Here is a 24,263-nt window from a genome sequence, read left to right as displayed (position 1 = left end):
TCTTCCAAATGCTCGGCCAGATACGTACAGGTGCAATTCTTCGGCGTGCTCACCAAATATTCGACGTACTGCTTCTTGGTAATCATATCCCTAAAATGATACTTGTGGTCCTCAAGCGTAAGTCCTGTTAATGTTAGCGGTGGCGACCCTTACTCTTGACTTTTTGCTAAAAAAATAGGAAATGACGTGGTCACTTAAAATTCCCATCGAGGGGATATACTCGCTTTTTCCACGCAAAGGGAGGTTTGTACTTATGGTTGACAAGGGAGGGAGGCGTTCTCGGAAACGCCTGATCCTGCTCGCAGCAGTTTTTGCCTGTGTGACAACACGACCCTTAACGGGTTGTCAACAGGGAGACCACGGCGTTCAGCTTAACACCGATCTTATCCAACGGACCGATAAGTTCTTCGACGTTGCCTATGTCAGCGGCAGCACGTTTGTCACTGTCGGTTATGATGGTCGGATTCTCCGTAGTGAAGATAACGGAAAAAGCTGGAAAGAGATTGCACCTCGCCCGATAGATGCGAGTCTTACCCAAGTCACCTTTATCGGAGAGAATGGTTGGGCAGTCGGTCATCAAGGAGCCATAATTAACTCCCGTGACGGTGGTAAAACCTGGACCGTACAAAAATCTGGAACGAACAAAGCAATCTTCTCGATTTCCTTTGCCGACCAAAATTATGGCTGGGCCTGCGGTGACGAATCAACCTGGCTTTGGACCAGCAATGGTGGTGAAACCTGGAATGTCGAGCGCATGGAAGTGTCACAGGTTGGTCTTTCCGAAGAAACCAAGCTCGCGGTTCCCGATCTTATCTACTACGGCGTCCATTTCATCGATCAAAATACCGGCTGGATTGTCGGTGAGTACGGCAACATCCGGCACACCTCCGATGGTGGAAAGACGTGGGACGCCCAACATGAAAGCCTGCTTGATGCGCTGGTAGAAAAAGGTGGCACAAAGGACGTCATGAACCTGGGCGCTTTTTTCCGCGTTCGTTTCCATGACGCCAATCATGGCTACACTGTCGGCGCCGCCGGTGCTGTCGCTGTGACTGAGGATGGTGGCAAGAAATGGCGCTGGATCGCGCGTGAAGGCGATAAGCCAGATATACCGCCGCTTCACCTCTACAATGTTATCCATCCGGGAAAAGATGGGCGTATTGTCGCGACCGGCACCAATGCCCTTATCCTCTACTCGGATAATAACGGTGCAGACTGGAGCCATTCTAAAGCACCAGGTGGCGTGTTTACCTGGATCAACGGTATCGCTTTTTCTCCTGAAGGGAACGGAGTGCTGGTCGGAGGTAAAGGATTGATCTTGCTCTCGAATGATGCGGGAGTCTCGTGGCAAACCCTCAGTGGAGAAAAAGGATAACTAGACTCTCTTAACAAGAGCAAAAGGAGAATTTACCGTGGCAGAGAATAAACAACTGTCATCAGTTGAAGAAGCGGCGCAAAGTAAAGCGGCGCTGTATCGTATCGGAGCAAAGCTGATCCAGTCGCGTATTCCGATTTTGATCATGTCGACGCTTTTTACCGCCTTTATGGCATACAAGGCGTCAGGAATGGAAATGGCCACCGCCTTCAACGACTTGTTGCCATACCGCCATCCCTTCGTGCAGGTGCACTTCAAATTTGCCGACCAGTTTGGTGGAGCGAACAACGTCAACGTCATGATGGCAGTCAGCAAGGGGGATGTCTTTACTAAAGACATGCTCAAGAAGATCTACGACATGACGCAGGCGATGGATAAGGTCGCTGGTGTCAACCACGACCAGATTGCCTCGATTGGTCATCGCACCACACGGTATCTTACCGTCTTAGGCGGAACCATTGCCACACCGCCAGTTATGCGCCGTCCGCCGAAGAGCGATGAAGAAGTCGAAGAGATTAAGAAGATTTGTTACAACACAGACTCGATTTACGGTCAGCTTGTCTCTCTCAACGGGCAAGCTCTGCTGATCAAGGCCAACTTTATCGAAGGCCGTCTCGATTATCGCCGCATTTTCGATCAGGTCAAACGCGAAGTTATCGAGCCGTTCGAAACCGATGAACATAGAATTTGGGTCGCAGGCGAGCCGCAGCTCTACGGCTGGATTTATTATTACGCCAATGAAGTGTTTTACATTTTTATCGGCGCAACCGTCTTTTGTTGGATTCTTTTGTATATGTACTTTCATGACTGGCGCGGCGCCCTCCGTCCAACCCTTACCGGTCTAATTTCTTCATTTTGGGGTCTCGGCATGCAATCGATGATGGGGTATTCGATGGATCCACTTTCCCTCGTAATCCCCTTCTTCGTCACCGCTCGTGCTGTGAGCCACTCGGTGCAGATGCACGATCGCTACTATGAAGAATATCGCAAATGGAACTGGGATAAGGAAAAAGCCATCATCGCTGCGTTTGCGGAGCTGTTCGTACCAACGATGAGCGGTATTATTACCGATGCCCTGGGAATGCTCGCAATCGTTGTTGTCCCGGTCGTTATCCTCCAACGCATTGCCATTTCCGCCTCGATCTGGGTGGCCTCAGTCGCGATCAGCGAACTGCTGCTTAACCCGATTGTTTATTATTACCTCAAAGCTCCCGAGAAAGAGAAAGTACTCACCCGCGAAAAGGGCTGGTTCCAGGAGTTGATGAATACATGCGCAACCTGGATCGTCCAGCCCTTGAATGCTAAGGCTATCGTCGCCTTTTGGGTTATCGCCTTTCTCATTTCTCTTACACAAATTCGCCATCTCACCTTCGGTGACCCAACGGCTTCGACCCCTCTGTTACACGAAGATTCTCCCTACAACCAATCGCATCTCGAAATCCAGAAGTATTTTGGCGGCATCGAGCCGCTGATTATTGTCGTCGAAGGACGCGATAAGGACGTGCTGAAGCAGCCACAAGTTCTCCGCACGATGGAAAAGTTCCAGCGTCAACTGGAACGTGATCCATCGGTTGGCTACAGCTTTTCTCTGGCTGATATCGTGCAGTCCATCAACATGACCTTCTATGATCTGCAACCGCGCTGGTCGGTGGTTCCGCACGAAATCCCCAAAATCAGCTCGCTGTTCTTCTACTATTTTGCTGGCGCTCCTCCGGGCGAAACGTCACGGTTCCTTGACCCCAGCTACCGCGTTTCGCACGTTACCTTCTATGCCCGTGACCACCAAGGAGACAACGTCGCTCGTCTCATTGATTCTGCGAGAAAGTTCGTGGCTGAAAATCCGATGGATAAAGCCGACTTCCGTCTTGCTGGCGGCCTGATTGGCGTCACTGGAGCAGCGAATGAAGAAATCGTCAAGAACGATATTCTCATGAACCTGCTGGGCTTCGGAACGATCTTCCTGATCGTGATGTTCACCTACCGTTCAGCCGTAGCTGCACTGGTGATGATGATCGGCTTGTTCCTCGCGAATGGTGTGGTTAACGCATATATGGCGTATGCCAATATCGGAATTAACCTACAGTCCCTACCGATTGTGACAGTGGGCGTTGGATTCGGTATCGACTATGCGTTGTACATTGTCAGCCGAGCGGTCGAGGAATTTCCCCATGTTATGGAGCAACTCCGAGGAGCGAGAAAAAATGCCTCCGAGACGGAATTGAAGACCGAGGCGGTCTCCGAAGCGGTCCGTAGAGGATTGGCCACTTCAGGGAAAGCCGTGGGCTTCACCGCTATCACACTGGTCATGGCCACTCTCCTGTGGGCATTCTCGAACATTCGCTTCTGCTCAGAAATGGGAATGCTGCTCGCGTTGTGGATGGCTATTAGCTTCTTCGGCTCGTTTACCTTCGTGCCTGCGCTGTTGGTGCTATTGAAGCCGAAGTTCTTCCTCCGCGCTGCAGAAGAAGGAATTATCGGATAAACAACAAGCAGAGGGGCGTTTCACGAACTACCCCTCCAATCTGCTGTAACGAAGGGCGGGTGATGAACCCGCCCTTTTTATTTTCATGAGGAAAAAATGACTGCGAAGCAGAGGATAGCCCACAACGGCATAAAAATACTCCTCAGCTTCCTTACCGCAGTAGGGCTCGCCAAGGTGCCAACGCACGGGTACGCAACAACCCGGATTGGTAACTCGGACGTCCAACTCGTATATGAAATGCAGCAAACGATGCAGTTCAAAGGTGACCCAACGACTAACGCCGAATGGGTGCAGTGGCGTAATGAACTGCGACTCGAATATCAATACGAAGACCTCGTTACCAACAGAAAGCTCTTAGGTCTGTATGCAGTTCTAGTTATTCGGAGGGCTGATTTTTCTTTTCTCTATCGTGGCCGGATGGATCCTGTGTACCTCATTCGTGACAAATATCGCCAATTGTACAACGACGAGCAAACCAATCGTTTCCTGTTTCCCGAAAACGACATCCGCGAAATTCATCTAGATATGGACTTCGGTGACGTGTTTGATCACGCACTTTCACTGCGGCTCGGGAAACAACAGATTGTGTGGGGGCAGTCCGCCCTCTTCCGTTCCATCGACATGATCAACCCCTTACGGATCGATCAGAATGGATTCGTCGGTGAGGCATTTGATGACTTTCGCACTCCGATTTGGGCAGCCAAGTTCCTCTATGACATTGGCACTGTTGGAGCACAGTTTTCTAATGTCAAATGGGAACTCTTCTACACGCCGCGTTGGCGCCCAAACACGAACCACCTCCTCATCGAAGGCGCTTGGGGCTTGCAGTATCGTACCCCGGATCTCTTGCGTGATGCGCCAGATGGCGTGAACTTCATTCACGCCTCAGGCATCAATAAAAAATACAGTAGAGTTCGCCACCCTTGGTCCTTGTTGCGGGTCGGCCCTAACGCAAAAACTGACGCACCAGATTTTGGCTGTACCAATCCCCGTTGTTCACCACATATTGCCGGCGATCGTTTCAGTTTCGTGTACAACATCGATGGCTCACGTCACCAGATCCGTGGTACCAAGTGGGCAAACAGCATGATTGGTACTCGCCTTCTTGGTACAGCGTTCGGCAATCTCAACTTTACGCTCAACTATCTATTCAAAAAGGCCGACCCTGCCGCTGGCATCGAATGGGGTGCAGCGTGGGATAGAAGCGCACTTGGCCCCAACGGTGCTGGGACTGGTGTTCTCCGCAGTGACTTCCCCGCTTTCCTGGCCACTGATCACGCTCAACGCGCGCAATGGTTCGATGTCTGCATGAAGCAGAATAAAGCGGCATTTTTGCACGGTGGGGATGCCTACGGCTACAATGCCGATGGGAACCTCAATAACGACCGGACTGGCACATTTTGTTTGCCAACCTTCCACTATTATCCCTGGACACATGTCTTTGGCTTCACCACGACCTATAACGATTCCGACTATACAGGAGGCGTATTTCGTTTAGAGCAAAGCTGGTCTACAAACGAGCCACGGAACTTCTCAGTGCGGAATAATAGCTCGCAGCTTATACGCAATGGTGAGGGCCGCGACGAATTTGGCAATCCCTGCCCCAATGGTGGGATTACCTGTCCAGGCCTCAGAGCGATAACCAAGAAATCGAAGTCGGGGACATCCGTATGGCGTAGTATGATCGGTTTCGATGTTCAGCGCCCCCTGCGTTTCCTACCGGGGACGTTTGGCACAGACCAATGGTTCCTTACCGTACAACACCTGATGACGTACCAGAACAACAATCGCCCAAGTGCGCTCAATACGTTTACCAATGCCCCATTCGATCGCCATCAACGCTGGGAACACCTCTTGACCTTGTCAGGAGCGGGCTTCTTTGCCAGAGGGCGATTAGAACCTTTGTGGGCGTATGCCTATTCGCTCAACGCCAAACAACACTTGTTCCTGGTACAGTTTTTTGGCGAAGGTTGTACTTTGACAATCTCGATCTGTTCGCAGGAATGGCGCTGTATGCCGGTAGTCGTTTCCAGACCGATGCCTCATTGCTGAATTATTATGCGGACCGTGATACGGCTTGGGTTCGCTTGCAGTACTATATTATGTAGGAAGGTAATGTGTGATGCGTCTTGCGTGGCATGCAGCCGAAGCCACAAAGTTACTCACTACGTAACACGTAACACGTAACACATACCACGGTTCCCAAACCGAGGGAGGGCTTACCCCGAGACTCCCTTTTTTTGTTGCAGAGAATATGGGAAGATGCCCCGCCGAAACCCCGAAAGGAGGACTTACGAATGGCGAGTGTAGATGGAGGCGCGCTTATCGGGCGCATTCTCAAAGAACAAAAGGTGAAGTATATGTTCGCGGTCAACGGCGGACATACGTTTCCGATCCTTGCAAACCTCATGAACAATGATGTGGATCTTATCCACATGCGACATGAACAAGCATGTGCGTATGCTGCAGACGGATATGCACGCGTCACGGGCCAACCTGGAGTCTGTTGCGTCACTGCCGGCTGCGGCTTGACCAATGCGGTCACCGGGTTATGTGTCGCCGGCCTCACCAATAGTTCAGTCGTGTGCCTCTCGGGTCAGCATCCAACAACGGAAGATTATATTGGTTCGTTCCAAGAAGCGTATGGGTCAGATGTAGTCCGGAGTTTTTCCAAATTTGCCAAACGCGTCTTGGACTGGTCGACCATCGAAATTGATCTGCGCCAAGCCTTTCGTGAAGCCATCAACCCACCGCAAGGCGTCTCTTTGTTAGAAATTCCGCAGAACATTCTTTATCACGTCGATGACGAGAAGAAGCAGCGGAGGGGTGCAAAAGTCTACGGGCCAGACGAATTGCGCTCGCAAGGTGACCCACGTTCGATCGAACGCACGGCTGAGTTACTCTTCAAAGCGCAACGGCCAGTTATTGCTGGTGGCGACGGAATCTTCTGGTCTGATGCTGCAGCAGAAATGAAAGAACTCGCAGAACTCACCAGTACCCCAGTGTACTGCCGCCGTGCTGGCCAAGGTGCAGTCGACGAGGCTCATCCGTTGGCAATTCGTGGTGCGTGGAAGAAGCCGTTCACCGGTGAAGCAGATTTCGTACTGGCGGTCGGTTTCCGCTACTGGAGTGGTGAGAAATTCGGTGAGCCACCGACCTGGAGTGACAAAGCCACCTATGTGCAAGTCGATGCCACACCACAGCGCGTCGGGTGGCACGTGCCTGCAGAAGTCGGTATCGTCGGCGATCCAAAGCTCGTGCTCCGACAGATCATCAAGAAGATCAAAGAAATGAAGCTCGATTTCAGCACGAAGCGAAAGAGCCCTTGGACCAAGCAGATGGCGGATATTCGCAGCAATTACGAGAAGCTCATCCAAGAGCGGGCAGTGAAATACGCGAACAATACGCCGATTCATCCAGACCGCCTGACCAGCGACCTGATGAAAGTGATCGATAAAAGTGCATCGCTCATTATCGATAGCTTCACGCTGAGCGGGTACACCAGTCAGTGGTTCACGGCTCATGAAATGGGACAGATTGTCGATGCTGGACCGCTCGCACCGGTGGGACACGGCGTTGGCATGGGTATTGGCGTACAACTCGGTCGCCCAGGCAAGCAAGTCATTATCGTCAGTGGAGATGGAGGCCTCGGGATCGGTGGCATGGATATAGAAACCGCCGCGAAATACAAAATTCCGATCGTCACACTGCTGTGGAACAACAGCTCGTGGGGCCCGTCATTCGAATCGATGCCGATTCTCAAAGGTCGTACCAAACCGTTCGATATGATTCAGAACATCCGCTACGACAAAGTCTTCGAACCGATGGGTGTCCACACAGAACACGCCGAAAAGCCCGAAGAAATTATTCCGGCATTAGAACGCGCATTGAAATCCGGAAAAACCGCCTTGGTCAACGTTGTCGGTGATAAACGCATCGGCCACCCAACCTTAGGTGGAAACCTCCTGGGTTCGACAAAAGCGGTAGGCTAGCAAGATAGGGAAAAGGCAAGTAGGAAGAAAAAAACGGAGAAGCGGCAAGAAGAAGTTTTCTGAGTCACCGCTTCTCCGTTTCTGTTTCGCTCAAGCTCATGAAAAACTTCTCACACCTAGAGCACTTGAGGGTCGAAAATCATGGTCAAAGTCTTCTGTGACCGTTGCAACGTCGAAGTTGAAAATCTTGATGCACTCCTGAACTTTTCTATCGAGGTCACGGAGCAGCCGAACCGATCAACCTGGAGCTGGCGAGCGGAAGTGTGTCAGGAATGTTTTGAGGCGATGAAAGAAGAGATCACAAACCGTATCGTTACTCAGCCAGTGGCAGAGGAAAAGAAAAAAGGGGCACGGAAGTAATACTAAATCGGACCACGAAAGATTCATACACTCGTGCTGTCACCCTGAGTGAAACGAAAGGTCTCTCTGAGAGATTCTTCGCTCTGCTCAGAATGACACTTTCACGTCGTGTTTCCGCTTTGCCCCACACCGCTACTCCTTCACTCCAAGTAACGCCAAGTCCTGCAAATATTCTTCTGGCGGGACCATTCCGATCCGTCGCCGTTTTCCCCCGATGATCACTGTCGGAACTGCTGTCACGAAATACGTCTCGGTTGCCTCTTCACATTGTTTACGCACCGACTCCTGGAGGACATGGTCATCGATGTCATGGAGGAAGGTGTTCATATCAAGGCCAGCCTCCCGTGCCACGTTGATGAGGGTGTCTTTATCGATGAGACTCTTGCTCTCGGTGAAAAAAGAACGATACAGTCCGAGATGAAAGCGATGGAAGGCGTCCTCGCCTTGTCGCTGCGCCGCGACTCCTGCTTCAAGCCCTGGCATGCTCCAGCGGGGAAACTCGTCTTTATCCCACATGTTGTAGGTAAGACCTTCTGACGCAACCATTCCGGAGATGCGACGCCAGGCACCCTCGACATAACTATCTTTGAAACGAAACGAAGTTGGGTCGTATTGCGGACGCAGGGCAAAAGGGTGCCAGCGGATCGTTATACGATCACCAAAGCGTTCCTTGATTTTCTGCAAGCGCACCGCTGCAGGATAACACCAAGGTCACAAATAGTCAGAAAATTCGACAATTTCGATCGGGGCATCCATAATTTATCTCCCGCACAAAATATCCACCACCATCTGATGCACTCGGCCATTCGAGATGACGGCACTTCCTGTATAAATGGAATCGGTTCCCGCAAAGTCAGAAAATCGTCCACCAGCTTCGGTTATAAGAATCTTTGTTGCGGCCAAGTCCCACGGCTTTACTTCCGGTTCGAGGGCAACTTCAGCACGTCCCGCAATCACCACACTGTGACCAAGCGCATCGCCAAATCCACGCTGTCGTGCCGTGCGTTCGACTAATTGCAAAAACGGTTCCCAACAAGGTCTGACTTTGAGATCCTTCAATCCACCATGAATGAGCATCGCCTCGCGCAATTCCGCAACCTCAGAAACGCGCACCGGCTGACCGTTCACGCAAGCTCCCTGCCCTTTCCGGGCATAGAGCAAATCGTTGATTGCGGGAGCGTACATCACACCAGCAGTGATTTCTCCATCTTCTTCAAGGGCAATCAGTGTCGCAAAGAACGGAATTCCACGAATGAAATTCTTCGTACCATCAATAGGATCGACAATCCATCGCGCGTTGGTTTGTCCTTGACGTTCGCCGAGTTCTTCGCCCAGAAAGCCATATGCAGGAAACCGTGCACTCAACACTTCCGTGATCTTCGCCTCACATTCACGGTCAGCTTTCGTCACCGGTGTACGATCGGCTTTCGTCTCAACCGTAAGATTGGTGCGAAAATAGTGCAGAGCGACATCACCGGCAGCTTTGGCGGCCTCGATAGCTGCGGTCAGGACTTGATCCATAGACGACGTTTCCCGAGTTCCTATAAAAGCCCTCGCAACAGTCCACCATCAACTTGAATCGCGGTTCCATTCACATAACTTCCGGCTTCCGAACCGACGAAAACGATCACGTTCGCCATTTCTTGTGGATCACCAATACGGCCAAGCGGAACGTCGGCACCGCTATCTTCCAGTGCCTGATCGATGGTCTTCCCCGTGCGTTGCGCCCGCGCGGCAATGCCACTGCGTAACCGATCCGTCAGAATACGACCAGGAAGAATCGTATTGACTGTAATGTTATGTTTTCCCACTTCGCGTGAGAGAGTTTTGGCCATCCCCACAACTGCAGGACGTACGCCATTCGAGAGAATCAGACCATCGATCGGTTCTTTTACCGACATCGACATCACACTCAGTAACCGTCCCCACTTCTGCTTTTCCATATACGGAATGGCGCGGCGAAAGAGGCGTACAGTACTGAGGAAGTTCAAAGAAAAGGCGCTTTCCCAATCTTCATCTTTCATATTAGTAAAGCCGCCAAGCGGCGGCCCACCGGTATTCGCCACCACAACGTGGATAGTACCAAACTTCTTGACCGTTTCATCGACGAGTTTATCCGTTGCATCAGCTTTCGAGAGGTCACCGGGAATGGCCAGAATCTCCGCCCCGGTCTCTTTGCGGATTTCGTCCGTAGTGGTCTGCAATTGGCCAGGGTCACGAGCACTGATCGCGACCTTTGCCCCTTCCCTCGCAAAGCCTAAAGCTGTCGCGCGACCAATGCCTTTACTCGCACCACCAACAATGACGACTTTTCCTTTTAATCCTAACTCCATGGAGTCACTCCTCTTAGGGAACAGGTTTCAGGGGACAGGTTACAGTAAGGCGATTTTTTGGAAAGAATATCCCCTATCTCGGGTATCCCCTTTTTCGGAAATCGCCTAAAGAGAAGCCAAATTGGTACAGCAGGGAACCTCTTTGTCTCTTTCTTCTCAGTACTGTTCCCTGTAACCAGTAACCTGTCACCTCTTCTAGAGGTATCCTTTCTTCGTATAGAAGGTGCGCACTGCAGACTCGAACCCTGCCGGATTATCTCCCATGACAGAATGACCGGCTTTGGGCACCAGGGCGAATTCAGATCCAGGGATTAGTTCTTGGAATTCTTTTGCGCCATCGAGAGAAAAGACATCGCTCTCGCCACCCTTCACAAGCAGTGTCGGGCACGTGATCTTCTTCACGTCAGCCGCCAGTTCATCATGCATTTGCTTGATGTCAACTGGCCGTGCATGTCCCTGACTAAAATAGGTGTCATACTTCCACCCCCACTTGCCACTGGGCAACTGTTTCAGATTGTACACACACGTAAACTTGCGGATGACTTCGAGGGGTCGACGCGGATTGAAACGATGAATAACCGCAGCCGCTTCATCGAGGTCGTTAAATTCTCGATAGTTGGTCATGAAATCGCGAATATGTTGCACGCCCTCTTTCTCTACTCGGGGACCAACGTCAACCACGACTAACGCTTCGACTCTGTCGGTGTTATTACCGGTGAATGACAGCGAATTCGCTCCACCCATTGACATCCCAGTCAGAAAGAAGCGCTTGAGGCCGAGCGCGTTCGTAAACGCGACGATGTCGCTCACCATCGTCTTGCGTGAATAATCCTTGTCGGGTGCCCAGTCGGTATCACCATGTCCACGTTGATCAAACGCCATGATGTGGAAGTTCGGTGACATTGCGGTCGCAAACAGATCCCACGTATGACATGTCTGCCCCACGCCGTGGAGCAGCACGAGCGGTGGTTTCTCCGGGTTTCCCCAATCAAGGTAGTGAAACTTCAGCCCATTTGCCTGCACATAACGATCAGTGAATTGTGCCGTCATGCAAATCCCTCCTTCATGCTCGTACGGCCGTAGCGGCGGACAGAATAGTGGAAATTGAGAACCGAGGAAAGGGACAGCCGCAATGAAAAATCAAAAATGCAAAATGTCAAATGGATGGACTGACGTAATAAGGCCGCCTCTCAGTGTGTCCGTTTTTCCTAATTTTTCATTCTTCATTCTTCATTTTTAATTGTTCCAAGATCACCTCAGGCGTCAATTCCTTCAAACTCGACAAAACAAGGCTTGCCTTGCTGAAATCATTGCGCAGCGTGTATTCATTCGGCACCGCAATACAGCGAATGCCTGCACCAACAGCAGCCGTTACACCCTTGTAGGTATCTTCAATGACCACGCATTGTCTCGGAGCCAGCCCAAGTCTCGCCGCTGCAGTTAGGAACGCATCGGGTTGAGGCTTTGCTTGTCGATAATCTTGTCGAGCAACAGTCAGAGGAAAGAACTTCGCGATATTCATGCGGCGGAGCACCGCATCGAGGTGCTCACGGTTACTGTTGGTCGCGACAGTCAGAGCAAAATGCGGTGCGAGCCCGGTTAATGCCTCTTCCACGTAGGGCATCAGTGTCACTTCACGCTCTAAGAGTTCCAAATAAATCGGAGAACGCAGTTGGCGTAATTCTTCCGGAGCAACAGGAAGATTGTGCTTCTCGACGATATATTCCGGACCATTCCCCTGCGCGATCCAGTATGTCTCATATTCCTCACGTGAGACTGTCACGCCATAGTCTTTGAGCACCTCAGAGTATGCTCGATAATACAGCCCTTCAGAATCGATCAGAACGCCATCCAGATCGAAGATAACGCCAAACTTTTGCTTCTCCATATGCACTCGCTTCCTCAATGCGCAATCGTAGGGTTCAGCTTGCCATGCCTTTGCGCTATAGTCACTGGTGATGAGCAAAGAACTGAGCATTGATCTCACTGACCCATCCGCAGCCTGGGTAGAGATATTTCAGTCGCTCGGGCTTCCCGCCTATCGCATCCGGGTTGAAATGAAAGACAAAATGGCCTGCATCCAGGCACCGCACGAGGATTTCGCCCGTATCCTCGATCCGGCGGTCCGGCCAATTCTCGTCAAGCATGGCAAGTCGCTTGGGTATCGATTTGTCACGTTAGACTTGGGTTAAATACCTCTCGTGCCTAGTAGTCAGTCACACTGAATTTGCGGGGTCGATTTCGTCATGCCCGCGCAGGCGGGCATCCAGGATCTTCAAACAGGGGCCGCGACTTAACCTCCCTGGATTCCCGCTTGCGCGGGCATGACGCCACTACGTTCACCCCGCAGAATCAACATGACTGACTACTAGTATCGTGTCTCATAACTTCATGAGCAGTTGTAGGGCGTGCGAAGCGCGCCAACTGACTACGATTTCCAGCAGAACTGTACCAATCTTCCGTGGTTCGATCTATCCCCTACTCATCCAGCGTATGCCGACTGGCCTCCCATTCACGCCCGTTGAACGGTTGAATGGTAAGCGCTTGCAGATCGATCCCCTCTAAACAGCGAACATTGACATCGATCTTGTCGGGATGCGAACGCGGAACGTAATACGAATGAATCCCGCACACCGAACAAAAGTAATGTTTGGCAGTCTTGGTATTGAATTGGTACACAGACATCTGCACCTCCGGAGTCAGCAAACGAAACTGGGCCGGGTCAATAATCAAGTGGAGGAACCCCTTTTTCGTGCAAATCGAACAGTTACAATCAACCACTTGCTCAAAGTTGGTTGTCACCTCAAATCGCACGCGGCCACAATGGCAGCCACCTTGGTATGTAGGCACAACACCTCCTGTCAGTAACGAATATTGAGTTACAGCAATCGAGGGAGTGAGTCATCGGGAGATCGGGGCATTGAGTGATTGAGAAAATTTTTTACTGGCTCGATGACTCAATGGCAAAGTCGCTCAATCAAGGCCAGGCTCTTGCCCCTTTTTAGGAGAGACGATAAGACAGGCGGACGTAAGTTGCATGCTGTCGGGGTGTAGCGCAGCCTGGTAGCGTACTCGCTTGGGGTGCGAGTGGTCGGCCGTTCAAATCGGCTCACCCCGATTCGTGATCAGAGGCGATCGCCCCAACGGTCGCCTTTCTTATTCGTCCTGTTTCTGTTGAAATACCACCATGATTATTTTGGTTTGCAACGATGACGGTATTCACTCTGAAGGTCTGCATGCATTGGAAGCTGCCTTAGCGAAAATTGGTGAGATCTACACCGTTGCCCCAGACCGCGAACAGAGCGCAGTCAGCCACTCATTAACGCTGCACCGTCCACTGCGCATCGATGAGATTGGCCCACGTCGGTTTGCTGTAAACGGCACCCCGACTGATTGCGTCAATCTCGCAGTCAAGGGATTTCTCCCAATCCGACCGAATCTAGTTGTTTCTGGTATCAATCGAGGCGCAAACCTCGGCGACGACATTACGTACTCAGGGACGGTCTCTGCTGCGATGGAAGGCTCGTTACTCGGAATTCCTTCGATTGCGATGTCCCTGGTGATGCGAGGAACGCCGCATCACTTTGCTCCGGCTGCCGATTTCGCCGCAGTGCTTGCACGAGAAGTCATTGAACAAGGCATGCCGTCAGATACGTTATTGAACGTCAATGTCCCCAATATTCCACGCGAAGAGATTAAAGGCTTCCTCTTGACGCGACAAGGCAAACGACGATACGCAGAAACGATGGAAGTCCGCGTTGACCCACGTGGTCGAAAATACTACTGGATCGGTGGCGACGACCTCGGCTTCGATCCTGATGAAGGAACAGATTGTGTCGCTGTCCACGATGGATTTATTTCTGTGACGCCATTACATGTCGACCTGACCAACTATCGTGCATTGCAAGAACTACACGGATTACAACTCCCATGGCACTCGATGAGTACACCATAGCTCGCGACCGTATGGTTGAAGAGCAGCTCGTGCAGCGCGGCATCAACGATCCGCTCATCCTGGAGGCAATGCGGCGTGTTCCTCGGCATTTGTTTGTCGACGCGTCGGTCCAGGATCAAGCCTACGAAGATCATCCGTTGCCGATTGGTGAAGGGCAAACCATCTCACAGCCCTATATGATCGCCTTGATGGCATCAGCAGCACAGCTTGCCGAAGGAGAACATGCCTTAGAGGTGGGTACCGGATCGGGTTATCTCACCGCGATTCTCGCCGAGCAAGGCGTCCAGGTCTGTTCGGTTGAGTTATCGCAAAGCTTAGCGCAACGCGCGCAGGCTGTTCTTACTCGCCTTGGGTATCAAGATGTCACCGTGCACGTCGGCGATGGAACGCTTGGCTGGTCTGAGGCAGCTCCGTTTGATGCCATTATCATTGGTGCTGCAGCGCCTGGAATTCCGCGCCCGTTACTTGCTCAATTGCGGATGGGTGGTCGGATCGTTATGCCCTTAGGCGAAGAAGAACTTCAGACGCTCGTCCGTATCTGGAAGGAACGCTCAGGATTGCAAGAAGAGTACTTTGGTGAGTGCCGCTTTGTAAAGTTACGCGGGGAATATGGGTGGGAAACGTAGGAAGCCAGCGCATTGATTCGGATGGAGGTGCCTTCGTCATGCCCGCGCAGGCGGACATCCAGCAACCTCCAGTAGAAGCTATACGTTAACCTACCTGGATTCCCGCTCTCGCGAGAATGACGCCTCCCTAACTCGCTCTGCAAATCTTTTGCAATGAAGTAGTAGTGCACATGCGCCCCATTTACCTCGACTATAACGCGACCACTCCCGTCCGCCCAGAAGTCGTAGAGGCGATGTTGCCGTATCTGCACACACACTTTGGTAACCCCTCAAGCGTGCACTGGGCAGGGCGTCGAGCAAAGCAAGGAATCGAAACAGCACGTGAACACGTAGCAGCCTTGATCCACTGTCGCGCGACGGAGATTCTTTTTACCAGTGGCGGGACCGAAAGTAACAATCTCGCCTTAGCTGGAGTTCTCCGTTCGAAGCGTAGCCAAGGGTCTCATGTGGTCACCACCGCAATCGAACACTCGTCGATTCTCGAACCTTTGCAGGCGTTGGCCGATGGTGGAGTCTCATTTACGCAGATACCGGTCAACAACGAAGGACGAGTCAGTACCAACGATCTCAGTGCGGCCATTCGCCCGGACACAGTCCTGGTCTCCATCAGTGTCGCAAATCATGAAATCGGCGCGATTCAACCCATTGCCGCTTTAAGCCGCGTTACCAAAGAGCGACAGATTCTGTTTCATGTCGATGCTGTGCAAGCCGCAGGCAAGCTGCCGGTCGACATCAATACCCTAGGAGTCGATCTCCTCTCGCTCTCGGCGCATAAAATCTACGGACCCAAAGGGGTCGGAGCTTTGTATGTCCGCAAAGGCACAGGAATCACGCCGCTTATGTATGGCGGTCCACAAGAGCGAGAGAAAAGAGCCGGGACAGAAAACGTCGCCGCAATTGTTGGTTTTGGCGTAGCCGCTACGCTTGCTGCGCAAGAACTCGAAACCAACGCTGCACATTATTTGCGGCTAACAAGCAGCTTGCGAGCTGGTATCGTCCAGCGTATTGCAGGAACGTGTCTGAATAGTCCAACTCAGGATTGTCTACCGAACACCGTCAACATTGGCTTTGCTGAAGCCACCGGTGAAGGGTTAATGATGGGGCTCGATTTGGCCGGAATTGCGGTTTCTACCGGTTCGGCGTGTGCGGCTGGCTCTTTGGAACCTTCTCATGTACTTTTAGCGCTTGGTCGTGATCCTGAAGCCGCGAAGAGTGCGCTCCGGTTTAGTGTGGGCAAGGAGACAACCGAAGCGGAGATTGATCGAGTGCTTGACGTGCTTCCAGGGGTCGTCGAGCGCGTGCGTGCAGCACGATTACAATAACGAGTAACGAGTAATACACCAATGAGTCTCAAGTCCAACGTACAAAGTCCAAAGCTTGAAGGACCGTACCAGCACCCAGCACCGAACACCCAACACCCCAGGCGAGTTTTGGCGGCGTTGAGCGGTGGCGTTGACAGCGCCGTCGCTGCAGCCTTACTGGTCGAAGCCGGCTATGAAGTCATCGCCATTTCCATGCTCCTCGCCGGTAACACAGATGGACATGACGGCGGCTGTTGTTCGATTGATGATTTTCAAGATGCTCGCCGCGTCGCAGAGCAACTCGGCATTCCCTACTACGTCCTGAACCTGAAAGAGGTCTTTCGCGCCCGTGTAATCGATGTGTTTACCAATGAATATCTCCGTGGACGAACGCCGAACCCGTGCTTGCTGTGTAATCGCGACTTGAAGTTTGATGTCCTGTGGCAACGGGCGCGTGAGCTTGATGCACACTTTGTCGCCACTGGTCACTACGCCCGGATTGAGCATGATCAAGCAACCGGCCAATACCACTTGTTACGTGGGGTAGACCAGCGAAAGGATCAATCCTATTTTCTCTTTACGCTGAGTCAGGCACAGCTCGCACGCACCTTGTTCCCCATAGGGCATCTCACCAAGAGCGAAGTGCGCGACAAAGCGAGGGCCCTTGGACTGAATATCGCTGAGAAACCAGAAAGCCAGGACATCTGTTTTGTTCCTGATGGCAATTATGCTCGCGTTATCGAAGAACGGCTCGCCGCAACGCGTCAGCAGCGCGTCACCACAGGCGAAATCGTCGACGACGAAGGGCGCGTCCTCGGAACGCATGACGGTATTCATCGCTTCACGATCGGTCAGCGTCGTGGCCTCGGTGTTGGCGGGTTAACCAAGCCTCGGTACGTCACCCATATTGATCCTCAAACTGGTCGGGTTTCGGTAGGTGAGAAAAACCGATTAATGACGCGCGGGCTCGTCGCTCATGGCGTCAATTGGGTTGTCGGAACACAAGAGACTGAAATCACCGCCAGTGTCAAGATTCGCTATCGTCACCCCATGATTCCTGCACGGATCGTCCCAGGAGATCACGGCAAAGCTGACGTATGGTTCCAACAGTCGTATCCAGCCGTGACACCTGGACAAGCTGTGGTGTTTTATGAAGGAGACCGTGTATTAGGTGGAGGGTGGATTGAAAAAGCGTTGTAGCTTATGCAGTAAGCATCTACCTCTTTGTCTGTGTCACCCGGAACGAAGTGACGGGTCTCGCAGAGAGCTTCTTCGCGGAGTGTATCCTGAGCTTGTCGAAGGGCTCAGAATGACACTTTTGTAATGCCGCGTCGTAACGTGCACGTCTGAATTCTCACGTAAAGAATACTGAAATAGTCATGTCAAAGGTTTCCTCGCTCCGCGTCGCTCTCACCACTCTTGGCTGCAAAGTCAATCAGTACGATACCGCTACAATCGAAGATCGTCTTCGCAATGTCGGTCACGAGATCGTGCCGTTCTCAGACACCGCTGACGTGTATATCGTCAATAGTTGCACGGTCACGAACCAGGCAGACGCAGAAAGTCGCCAACTCGCACGGCGGGCGAAACGAGCGAGTCCCACTGCCCGCGTGATCATGACTGGTTGTTATGCACAGGTAAACCCGAAGGCGGTGGCAAAAGTCCCAGAAGTCGATTACGTCATCGGCCTCAATCGACTTGACGATCTCTTGCGTGCAGTCAGCAACGACGTCGCGTTAGAGCGTGTGTCCGTTAGTAATTTACGTACGTCGGGAGAAACCCCTCGCGTCGATACCTTAGGTGCGATGACGTTTAGTGGCCAAACGCGGGCGTTTCTCAAGATTCAAGAGGGCTGTGACCTGTTCTGTACTTTCTGCATCGTACCCACGTCTCGTGGGAAAAGTCGCAGTGTCCCACCGCGAACCGTTTTGGAACAACTAGACCTCCTCGCCGCACAAGGATTTCAAGAAGTTGTCCTCACTGGAATCCATCTCGGTGGCTATGGAGAAGATCTCGACCCGCAAGTCAATTTAGTGTGGCTTTTGGAAGCAATCGAAGAACGGAAACCCGTGCCGCGCATCCGTATCAGTTCGCTTGATCCGCACGAGATTAACGATGATCTGATTCGCCTTTTGTCACAATCACAGACCCTGTGTCCCCATTTGCACATTCCGTTACAGGCTGGCGCGGATCGGACTCTCGCGCGCATGCGGCGGCGCTACGATACCACGCTTGCGCGCAAGGTTCTCACCCAGCTCCGTGAAACCTTGCCAGCGGCTTCTTTTGGCACCGATCTCATCGTCGGGTTTCCAGGTGAGAGTGACGAAGAATTTTCACAAACCGTTACCTTCTTAGAGAACAGCCCTGTCACGTATTTTCACGTATTTCCGTACTCAGTGCGCAGTGGCACGACCGCGGCCAAATTGCCAGACAAAGTCCCGCAACCGGTGATTGACGCCCGTGCTCGTCAGATGCGCAAATTGGGTGAAGTCAAGAAAGCCGCGTTCTCACGTGGGTTTGTGGGACAGACGTTACCAGTGCTGTTTGAACACACCCGAGACCGCAATACCGGCCTGCTCAAAGGCTACAGTCGTAATTACATTCGGGTACTCGCTCCTGGGGGAGACGAGTGCATGAATCGAGAAGTTGCGGTCACTATTGAGCGGACGAACGGGGAAACAGCATGGGGGACCATCGAGTAAAGAATGAAGAATTGAGAGTGAAGAATTGGAGAGAAACGTTCGCGCTCCCTCATTCTTAACTCTTCACGGTTAACTTTTCACTGTCCTATGCAAGACTTCTCCGAACTCGAAGCAACGCTATCCTATACCTTTCAACGCAAGGAATTGCTTCTGCTCGCACTGACGCATCGTTCCGCGCCACTGCAACTCGGCGAAAGCCACAATGAACGATTGGAGTTTCTCGGCGATTCCGTGCTCAGTCTCGCGATGAGCGACTTACTTATGCGCCGGTTCCCTGACGCAAACGAAGGAACACTGTCGAAAACACGCGCATCGCTCGTGAATGCACAGGTGCTGGCAATCAAAGGTGCAAGAATTTCGCTCGGGAAATGGCTTCGCCTTGGCGGTGGCGAAGACCGTAGTGGTGGACGAGAGAAACCATCCATTCTCGCCGCAGCGTATGAGGCGGTTTTGGGCGCAGTCTATCTTGATGGCGGGTTTGCGCCTGCACGAGAGTTAGTTGCCAGCCACTTTTTTGAAGACCTCGAAGGAAAACTGCAGGGAGAAACGTTCGATTGTAAAACCCGGCTGCAAGAGATCACACAAAAGATTTTTCGTGAGACCCCAGTCTACCAGGTCGTCGAGGCGCGAGGGCCTGATCATCAAAAGATCTTCATCAGCCAGGTGTCCATTGCCGGCAAACAATACGGCCGCGGCGAAGGACAGAATAAAAAAAGTGCCGACCAAGCGGCAGCCTTGCAAACATTGGAATTACTACGACTTGAGAATCAGGAAATGGAATAGTAGAACGTCCGGAGGTGGTACGCTTGTCCGTAGACGAGTTCATCGATTACGTTCAGCAGCAGGGTGTTGCCGTTGCGGAGATCAGTCGGCAGGAAAAACCGCAGCTCCAGCAACAGTGGCGAGCAACGTTTGCCCTTCGTCCCAAGACACAAGCCAGCCGTCGGCAGTCGAGTGATCGGGATTGGCACGTCTTCAGCACCAAACAGTCAGTGTGCCGTGAGGGTGCGACTGCCGTGAGCCTCTACTCACGTATCGAAGTCCCAGACTTCTTCGTCATCCCTGAAGATGACGCCCTACCAGGGCTACGATGCACAGGAGCGACGCCCCCTGACTTTTCATCGCTCAAGCGAGATCTGTATATTTCGCCACCAGACTTTATCTGGACAATGGTGTTTACGTCCGACCAACCGTGGCATGGGCCATATTTCGCTCGCCGGGAATGGCAGAGGATCAAGTTGTGATGCATCACTCACAACTTAAGCCGTTCGCAGCAGCATCATTCCCTCTCCCGCAGGGAGAAGGCCTTTTAGGGGTAGGCTTTTACGCTGAGAAAAGACGAGACGTCATGCCCGCGAATGCGGGAATCCAGGGAGAATACGCAATCGTACAGGGGTGAAGCTCCTGGATGCCCGCCTGCGCGGGCATGACGAACACGCGGATCCTCACGAGGGGAAATCCGCGCCAATTGAGGCTTGGATAAAAAACCTACCCTTATGGGTTCCTTCTCCCGGAAGGAGAAGGAACCCAGACGCGCTGCGCTCCACCTAAAACACAAGGATTTTTCCTTAAGTTGTGACTGGTGGCCGCCGGTTCACCCATTCACCGTTTCGCTCTTTCGTCTTGTGTCTCGCCGCTTCTCCGATTCTTCCGCTCTTTCTTTCCTCACCAATCTCTAACCGCAGCTCTTATACCAAGTCTCTTTTGATGGTAACGTTTCCGAATCTGAGCGCCCTGTCATTCTGAGCCGTGGAGCGGCGAAGAATCTCTCCGAGAGACCCTTCGCTCCGCTCAGGGTGACACGCAAACGCTCCTATCTTTTGAGAGCTGGGATTAGATGTTCTATTCTCTACTTCGCCCACTCGCATTTTCTCTCGATCCTGAGCAAGCACATCATTTTGCCATTCGTGCGCTCAGATTTTTACAAACTGTCCCAGCTTCTCTTGCCCCACCTTCTGACGCGCGACTGAGTCAGCACGTGTGGGGGTTGCATTTTCCTAACCCGGTAGGGCTCGCCGCTGGGTACGACAAAAATGCCGCCGCCCCTCTGGTCTGGTCGAGCTTGGGATTCGGATTCGCTGAACTGGGAACGATCACTGCCCAAGCACAACCAGGGAATCCCAAGCCACGGATTTTTCGTCTTGAACATGATGAAGCGCTTATTAATCGCTTAGGCTTCAACAATGACGGTGCAGTAGCCGTGGCTCAGCGCCTCAGCTCCCTCCTTCCTCCCACCCACTCGCATCCAATTCCTCTGGGCTTTAACATTGGCAAGTCCAAAGTGACACCGCTCGATGAGGCCGAGAATGACTACCTTTTCAGTCTTGAGCAATTGTTTCCTTTTGCCGACTATCTTGTTGTGAATGTGAGTTCTCCCAACACCCCAGAATTGCGCAAGTTGCAAGAATCCGAGCGCCTCGGACGCTTACTGACAACTCTCCACACGCGAAACCGGCAACTGTCCACACAGGTTCGGATTCCACCGAAACCGCTCCTGGTAAAAATTGCGCCCGACCTCACTGATGATGACATTCGAGAAGTTGCCCGTGTCGCTCTGGCGGTTGGTGTCGACGGTCTCATCGCTACCAACACAACGATCACTCGTCCCTCCTTACGAACACAAATCTCCGAAGAAGGGGGCTTAAGTGGCAAACCGCTGACTGCTCGTGCCTGCGAGGTTCTCCGTGTTCTCTATCGTGCAGTTGAGGGAAAACTTCCGCTGATCGGTGTCGGTGGCATCTTCTCGGCTGAGGATGCATACACACGCATTCGCGCCGGAGCCTCACTCATTCAGATCTACACCAGTTTGATCTATCGCGGGCCACTCGTTCCGCGCACGATCGTGCATGGTCTGATCGCACGCCTCTCCCAAGATCGACTCAGTCATATTCGCGACGCAATCGGTAAGGATGTGTAAACGTGGAAACACAATCAGCGAACATGCAGTCGTCAGCGTTCAACAAAAACAGGAATCTCCTGATCTGACCGATAGGCAGTATGCGGGCAGAAGCACAACACGTGCGATATTCGTCCCTCTCAATCGAACCATGAAAGGTTGGTATACTTGCGTTGTCACTCTGAGTGATAAAAATGGTCTCTCGGAGAGACTCTTCGCGTAGTTTATCTTGAACTTGTCGAAGGGCTCAGAATGACACGGCTCGGAGCCTGCCTTGTAAAATGTACAAACGTTCTCAGGTCTGGTTTAGCTGAGAACTGAAGCCGAGTGTCGCGTGTTGATGTTTATCGCGCAAAGAACTTGGGAATTCCTTTCCGTGTTGACACGCCTTTCTGGGTCACCGTGAAGGTCTTACCAGCAACAAGAATTGCACCTCGTCGTGCAGTTTTCTCACTATGTCCGCCCACTGTATAGATGACCTGCCCTTTTCCGCTACTGCTCGCTCCTTCGGTAATGGTAATCCACGGAACCGTGCTCGCAGCCACCCATCCACAGCCGTCGCGGGTCGAAACCGAAATCTTCGCCGAGGCAGCAACACTTCCTTGCGACCGCTTTCCCGGCGAGATCGAATAGGTACAGGGAGGAAACGACGCGTCAGGATACAGAAACGCCGCGCCACTTTCGTCATCAGGATGTAACGTCGCCCCGCGTCCGTCGAAGTGCGCTCGGAAAAACATCGTTGCCTCAGGATTCGTACTATGCCCAAGGCCTAAGACGTGACCAAGCTCGTGCGTAACGACTTCGGCAATGTTTGACGGACTCTTGAATGCGACACAGTTGTCCCAGCCGTTGGCAAAAACAAGGTCAGCCTCAAGAAGACGCGCGAACGTTTGCTCATGTAAAGTTCGGCTCTCATCAGAGACTGTCACATAAGAAACCGCAGCTAAGACACCAGTACAATTCACCGGGTCAGGAAGCTGTCCTGATGGATCGTTGAAAGAAGCTGCATTCACCCCATCGGCAGAGAACCCTTTGGAAGTCGTGGTCACACCTTTGGTGAAACGAAAGGTAGACTGGCGAGCGGTATTCCATGCTAGCAATCCCGCGTCGAGTTGTTCCTCGCCTGTCGGAAAGACGTTGGTGGGATTGAGAGCCATAACAACCGGAGAGCCACTATCGGGTTCAAACCAACGGATCGGGGGAAAGTTAATCAAGACGAAATCTTCTTGATCGTCGATTGCGACTCCCGAGGGAAGCGGCTGCAGAGGCAACGGCGCAGAAGCGGCACGTTGTTCGCGCGATTCGGCGCTCAGCGTAGCGTAGATGCGTGCCTTCAGAGCCGCGACTTCATAGAAATCATTGCTCGTCGCGCTGCTCTGGGCGCGCGCTTCTTGTGTCCTGCAGAACATGAACTCCCACCGGCGCTTCTCCGCGATAGGCAAACTCTGTTCCTGTATCACTATCGGTGAAGAGCGAGAACTTTCCTTGATAAAAATGGGCCACACGGGCACTGCCGTCGGGGTTCGTGTCGAGGAAGAGCAGCACTCTCTCGCCGAGATGAAATTCAGGAGAACCGTCGACCCATGAACGCACGTTTCCCACCTTGCCGCCTAGCTGCTTGATCGTGAATTCACCTACGCTCGCCTCCCCTTTCACCACTTCCTGTGCAGTCACGGTGAGGTGAGTAAATACTTGCTTTGCACTCTCGTCCCAATAGCTGTCAATTCTTTTCACCTGCCCAATCACGATCGCAGCAGCTTCTCGCGCGAGGTCGTTCTCAGATACTGGGATAATGACCGTCGCTTGCGCCAGCGGCGCCAACACCGCCAACAGTGCGACAACGCTCACCCAGAAAGCAACTTTGCCCGTAAAGAGCCGCTTGTATGGCACACAGGAAACTGACGCTCTGCTCGATGCCGCCTGACATTGAGGCTGTGTGCGCGTAACTATCTGCATGCGTGAACCCTCCATCGTCGCGTCTTTCTGTGCTATCTTTTCCCACCAGCAACAGAAACATTTTGATCTCACAGTGACGGCGGCAGTGATTGTATCAGAAGGTCAAGGTCAACAGGAAACCCCTCTCGGTCAACGGGATTTTCATTTGCTTCTTCCTCCCAGGTTATCCTATCCAGGACTTACGCTTGAGGACCACAAGTATCATTTTAGGGATATGATTACCAAGAAGCAGTACGTCGAATATTTGGTGAGCACGCCGAAGAATTGCACCTGTACGTATCTGGC

Annotated in this window: 22 protein-coding genes and 1 tRNA gene; 15 read left to right on the top strand and 8 right to left on the bottom strand. The window is 52.3% G+C overall.

What is annotated here, in order from left to right; all coding sequences use genetic code 11:
• The first annotated feature begins 181 nt into the window (after positions 1-181).
• The 5 genes from FJ147_15995 to FJ147_15975 all read left to right on the top strand — a co-directional run bounded on the left by FJ147_15995 (position 182) and on the right by FJ147_15975 (position 8,209).
• Positions 182-1,375, top strand: coding sequence for a hypothetical protein (locus tag FJ147_15995; protein ID MBM4257382.1), 1,194 nt, complete (start codon positions 182-184; stop codon positions 1,373-1,375).
• Between the two features lie 37 nt (positions 1,376-1,412).
• Positions 1,413-3,857 carry a hypothetical protein gene (locus FJ147_15990; GenBank protein MBM4257381.1) on the top strand — a complete coding sequence of 815 codons (2,445 nt, stop codon included), beginning with the start codon at positions 1,413-1,415 and terminating at the stop codon, positions 3,855-3,857.
• Positions 3,858-3,953: 96 nt separating this feature from the next.
• Positions 3,954-5,909, top strand: coding sequence for a hypothetical protein (locus FJ147_15985; GenBank protein ID MBM4257380.1), 1,956 nt, complete (start codon positions 3,954-3,956; stop codon positions 5,907-5,909).
• Between the two features lie 245 nt (positions 5,910-6,154).
• Entirely contained in the window at positions 6,155-7,849 is a 1,695-nt protein-coding gene (locus FJ147_15980; GenBank protein ID MBM4257379.1) for a thiamine pyrophosphate-binding protein, read from the top strand.
• A 141-nt stretch (positions 7,850-7,990) separates the two neighbouring features.
• The gene (locus FJ147_15975; protein MBM4257378.1) at positions 7,991-8,209 is read left to right on the top strand and encodes a hypothetical protein; all 219 of its coding nucleotides are present in this window, start codon (positions 7,991-7,993) and stop codon (positions 8,207-8,209) included.
• Between the two features lie 132 nt (positions 8,210-8,341).
• Here the strand turns inward: FJ147_15975 and FJ147_15970 are convergent, their stop codons facing one another.
• From FJ147_15970 to FJ147_15950, 5 genes are all read right to left on the bottom strand, one after another.
• Positions 8,342-8,899 carry a hypothetical protein gene (locus tag FJ147_15970; protein MBM4257377.1) on the bottom strand — a complete coding sequence of 186 codons (558 nt, stop codon included), beginning with the start codon at positions 8,897-8,899 and terminating at the stop codon, positions 8,342-8,344.
• A gap of 69 nt (positions 8,900-8,968) precedes the next feature.
• Positions 8,969-9,730, bottom strand: a complete 762-nt coding sequence (locus FJ147_15965; protein ID MBM4257376.1) for a histidinol phosphate phosphatase — start codon at positions 9,728-9,730, stop codon at positions 8,969-8,971.
• 20 nt (positions 9,731-9,750) lie between these two features.
• The gene (locus FJ147_15960; GenBank protein MBM4257375.1) at positions 9,751-10,542 is read right to left on the bottom strand and encodes an SDR family oxidoreductase; all 792 of its coding nucleotides are present in this window, start codon (positions 10,540-10,542) and stop codon (positions 9,751-9,753) included.
• Between the two features lie 195 nt (positions 10,543-10,737).
• Positions 10,738-11,592: an alpha/beta hydrolase gene (locus tag FJ147_15955; protein MBM4257374.1), complete on the bottom strand. Its 855-nt coding sequence runs from the start codon at positions 11,590-11,592 to the stop codon at positions 10,738-10,740.
• A gap of 166 nt (positions 11,593-11,758) precedes the next feature.
• Positions 11,759-12,520 carry an HAD family phosphatase gene (locus FJ147_15950; GenBank protein ID MBM4257373.1) on the bottom strand — a complete coding sequence of 254 codons (762 nt, stop codon included), beginning with the start codon at positions 12,518-12,520 and terminating at the stop codon, positions 11,759-11,761.
• Here FJ147_15950 and FJ147_15945 point away from each other — a divergent pair.
• A complete protein-coding gene (locus FJ147_15945; GenBank protein MBM4257372.1) occupies positions 12,501-12,734 on the top strand; it encodes a hypothetical protein in 234 nt (77 codons plus the stop codon). The two genes, FJ147_15950 and FJ147_15945, sit on opposite strands and share 20 nt — an antisense overlap.
• A gap of 286 nt (positions 12,735-13,020) precedes the next feature.
• On the opposite strand, the gene FJ147_15940 is transcribed toward FJ147_15945, so the two are convergent.
• Positions 13,021-13,431, bottom strand: a complete 411-nt coding sequence (locus FJ147_15940; protein ID MBM4257371.1) for a GFA family protein — start codon at positions 13,429-13,431, stop codon at positions 13,021-13,023.
• Positions 13,432-13,586: 155 nt separating this feature from the next.
• On the opposite strand from FJ147_15940, the gene FJ147_15935 reads away from it, so the two are divergent.
• The 9 genes from FJ147_15935 (at position 13,587) to FJ147_15895 (ending at position 22,043) form a co-directional block, all read left to right on the top strand.
• Positions 13,587-13,660 (top strand) — tRNA-Pro (locus FJ147_15935).
• Between the two features lie 69 nt (positions 13,661-13,729).
• Entirely contained in the window at positions 13,730-14,497 is a 768-nt protein-coding gene (gene surE / locus FJ147_15930; protein ID MBM4257370.1) for a 5'/3'-nucleotidase SurE, read from the top strand.
• Entirely contained in the window at positions 14,473-15,123 is a 651-nt protein-coding gene (locus FJ147_15925; GenBank protein MBM4257369.1) for a protein-L-isoaspartate(D-aspartate) O-methyltransferase, read from the top strand. Before surE ends, FJ147_15925 begins: the two co-directional genes overlap by 25 nt.
• Before the next feature lie 170 nt (positions 15,124-15,293).
• A complete protein-coding gene (locus FJ147_15920) occupies positions 15,294-16,445 on the top strand; it encodes a cysteine desulfurase (protein MBM4257368.1) in 1,152 nt (383 codons plus the stop codon).
• 21 nt (positions 16,446-16,466) lie between these two features.
• Positions 16,467-17,624 (top strand): tRNA 2-thiouridine(34) synthase MnmA, encoded by a 1,158-nt coding sequence (gene mnmA, locus FJ147_15915; GenBank protein ID MBM4257367.1) that lies wholly within the window; start codon positions 16,467-16,469, stop codon positions 17,622-17,624.
• A 179-nt stretch (positions 17,625-17,803) separates the two neighbouring features.
• Positions 17,804-19,126, top strand: coding sequence for a tRNA (N(6)-L-threonylcarbamoyladenosine(37)-C(2))-methylthiotransferase MtaB (mtaB, locus tag FJ147_15910; GenBank protein MBM4257366.1), 1,323 nt, complete (start codon positions 17,804-17,806; stop codon positions 19,124-19,126).
• 87 nt (positions 19,127-19,213) lie between these two features.
• Positions 19,214-19,909 carry a ribonuclease III gene (rnc, locus tag FJ147_15905; protein ID MBM4257365.1) on the top strand — a complete coding sequence of 232 codons (696 nt, stop codon included), beginning with the start codon at positions 19,214-19,216 and terminating at the stop codon, positions 19,907-19,909.
• Entirely contained in the window at positions 19,906-20,370 is a 465-nt protein-coding gene (locus tag FJ147_15900) for a DUF4275 family protein (protein ID MBM4257364.1), read from the top strand. Before rnc ends, FJ147_15900 begins: the two co-directional genes overlap by 4 nt.
• 593 nt (positions 20,371-20,963) lie before the next feature.
• Positions 20,964-22,043 (top strand): quinone-dependent dihydroorotate dehydrogenase, encoded by a 1,080-nt coding sequence (locus FJ147_15895; protein ID MBM4257363.1) that lies wholly within the window; start codon positions 20,964-20,966, stop codon positions 22,041-22,043.
• Between the two features lie 323 nt (positions 22,044-22,366).
• On the opposite strand, the gene FJ147_15890 is transcribed toward FJ147_15895, so the two are convergent.
• Together FJ147_15890 and FJ147_15885 are read right to left on the bottom strand one after the other, a co-directional pair.
• The gene (locus tag FJ147_15890) at positions 22,367-23,431 is read right to left on the bottom strand and encodes a matrixin family metalloprotease (GenBank protein MBM4257362.1); all 1,065 of its coding nucleotides are present in this window, start codon (positions 23,429-23,431) and stop codon (positions 22,367-22,369) included.
• A complete protein-coding gene (locus tag FJ147_15885; protein ID MBM4257361.1) occupies positions 23,379-23,978 on the bottom strand; it encodes a hypothetical protein in 600 nt (199 codons plus the stop codon). The genes FJ147_15890 and FJ147_15885 overlap by 53 nt, the downstream gene beginning before the upstream one ends.
• Between the last annotated feature and the right edge of the window lie 285 nt (positions 23,979-24,263).

This window comes from Deltaproteobacteria bacterium (assembly GCA_016874775.1).
Classification (GTDB): domain Bacteria; phylum Desulfobacterota; class Binatia; order Bin18; family Bin18; genus VGTJ01.
This window is presented reverse-complemented; position numbering and strand designations above follow the sequence as displayed.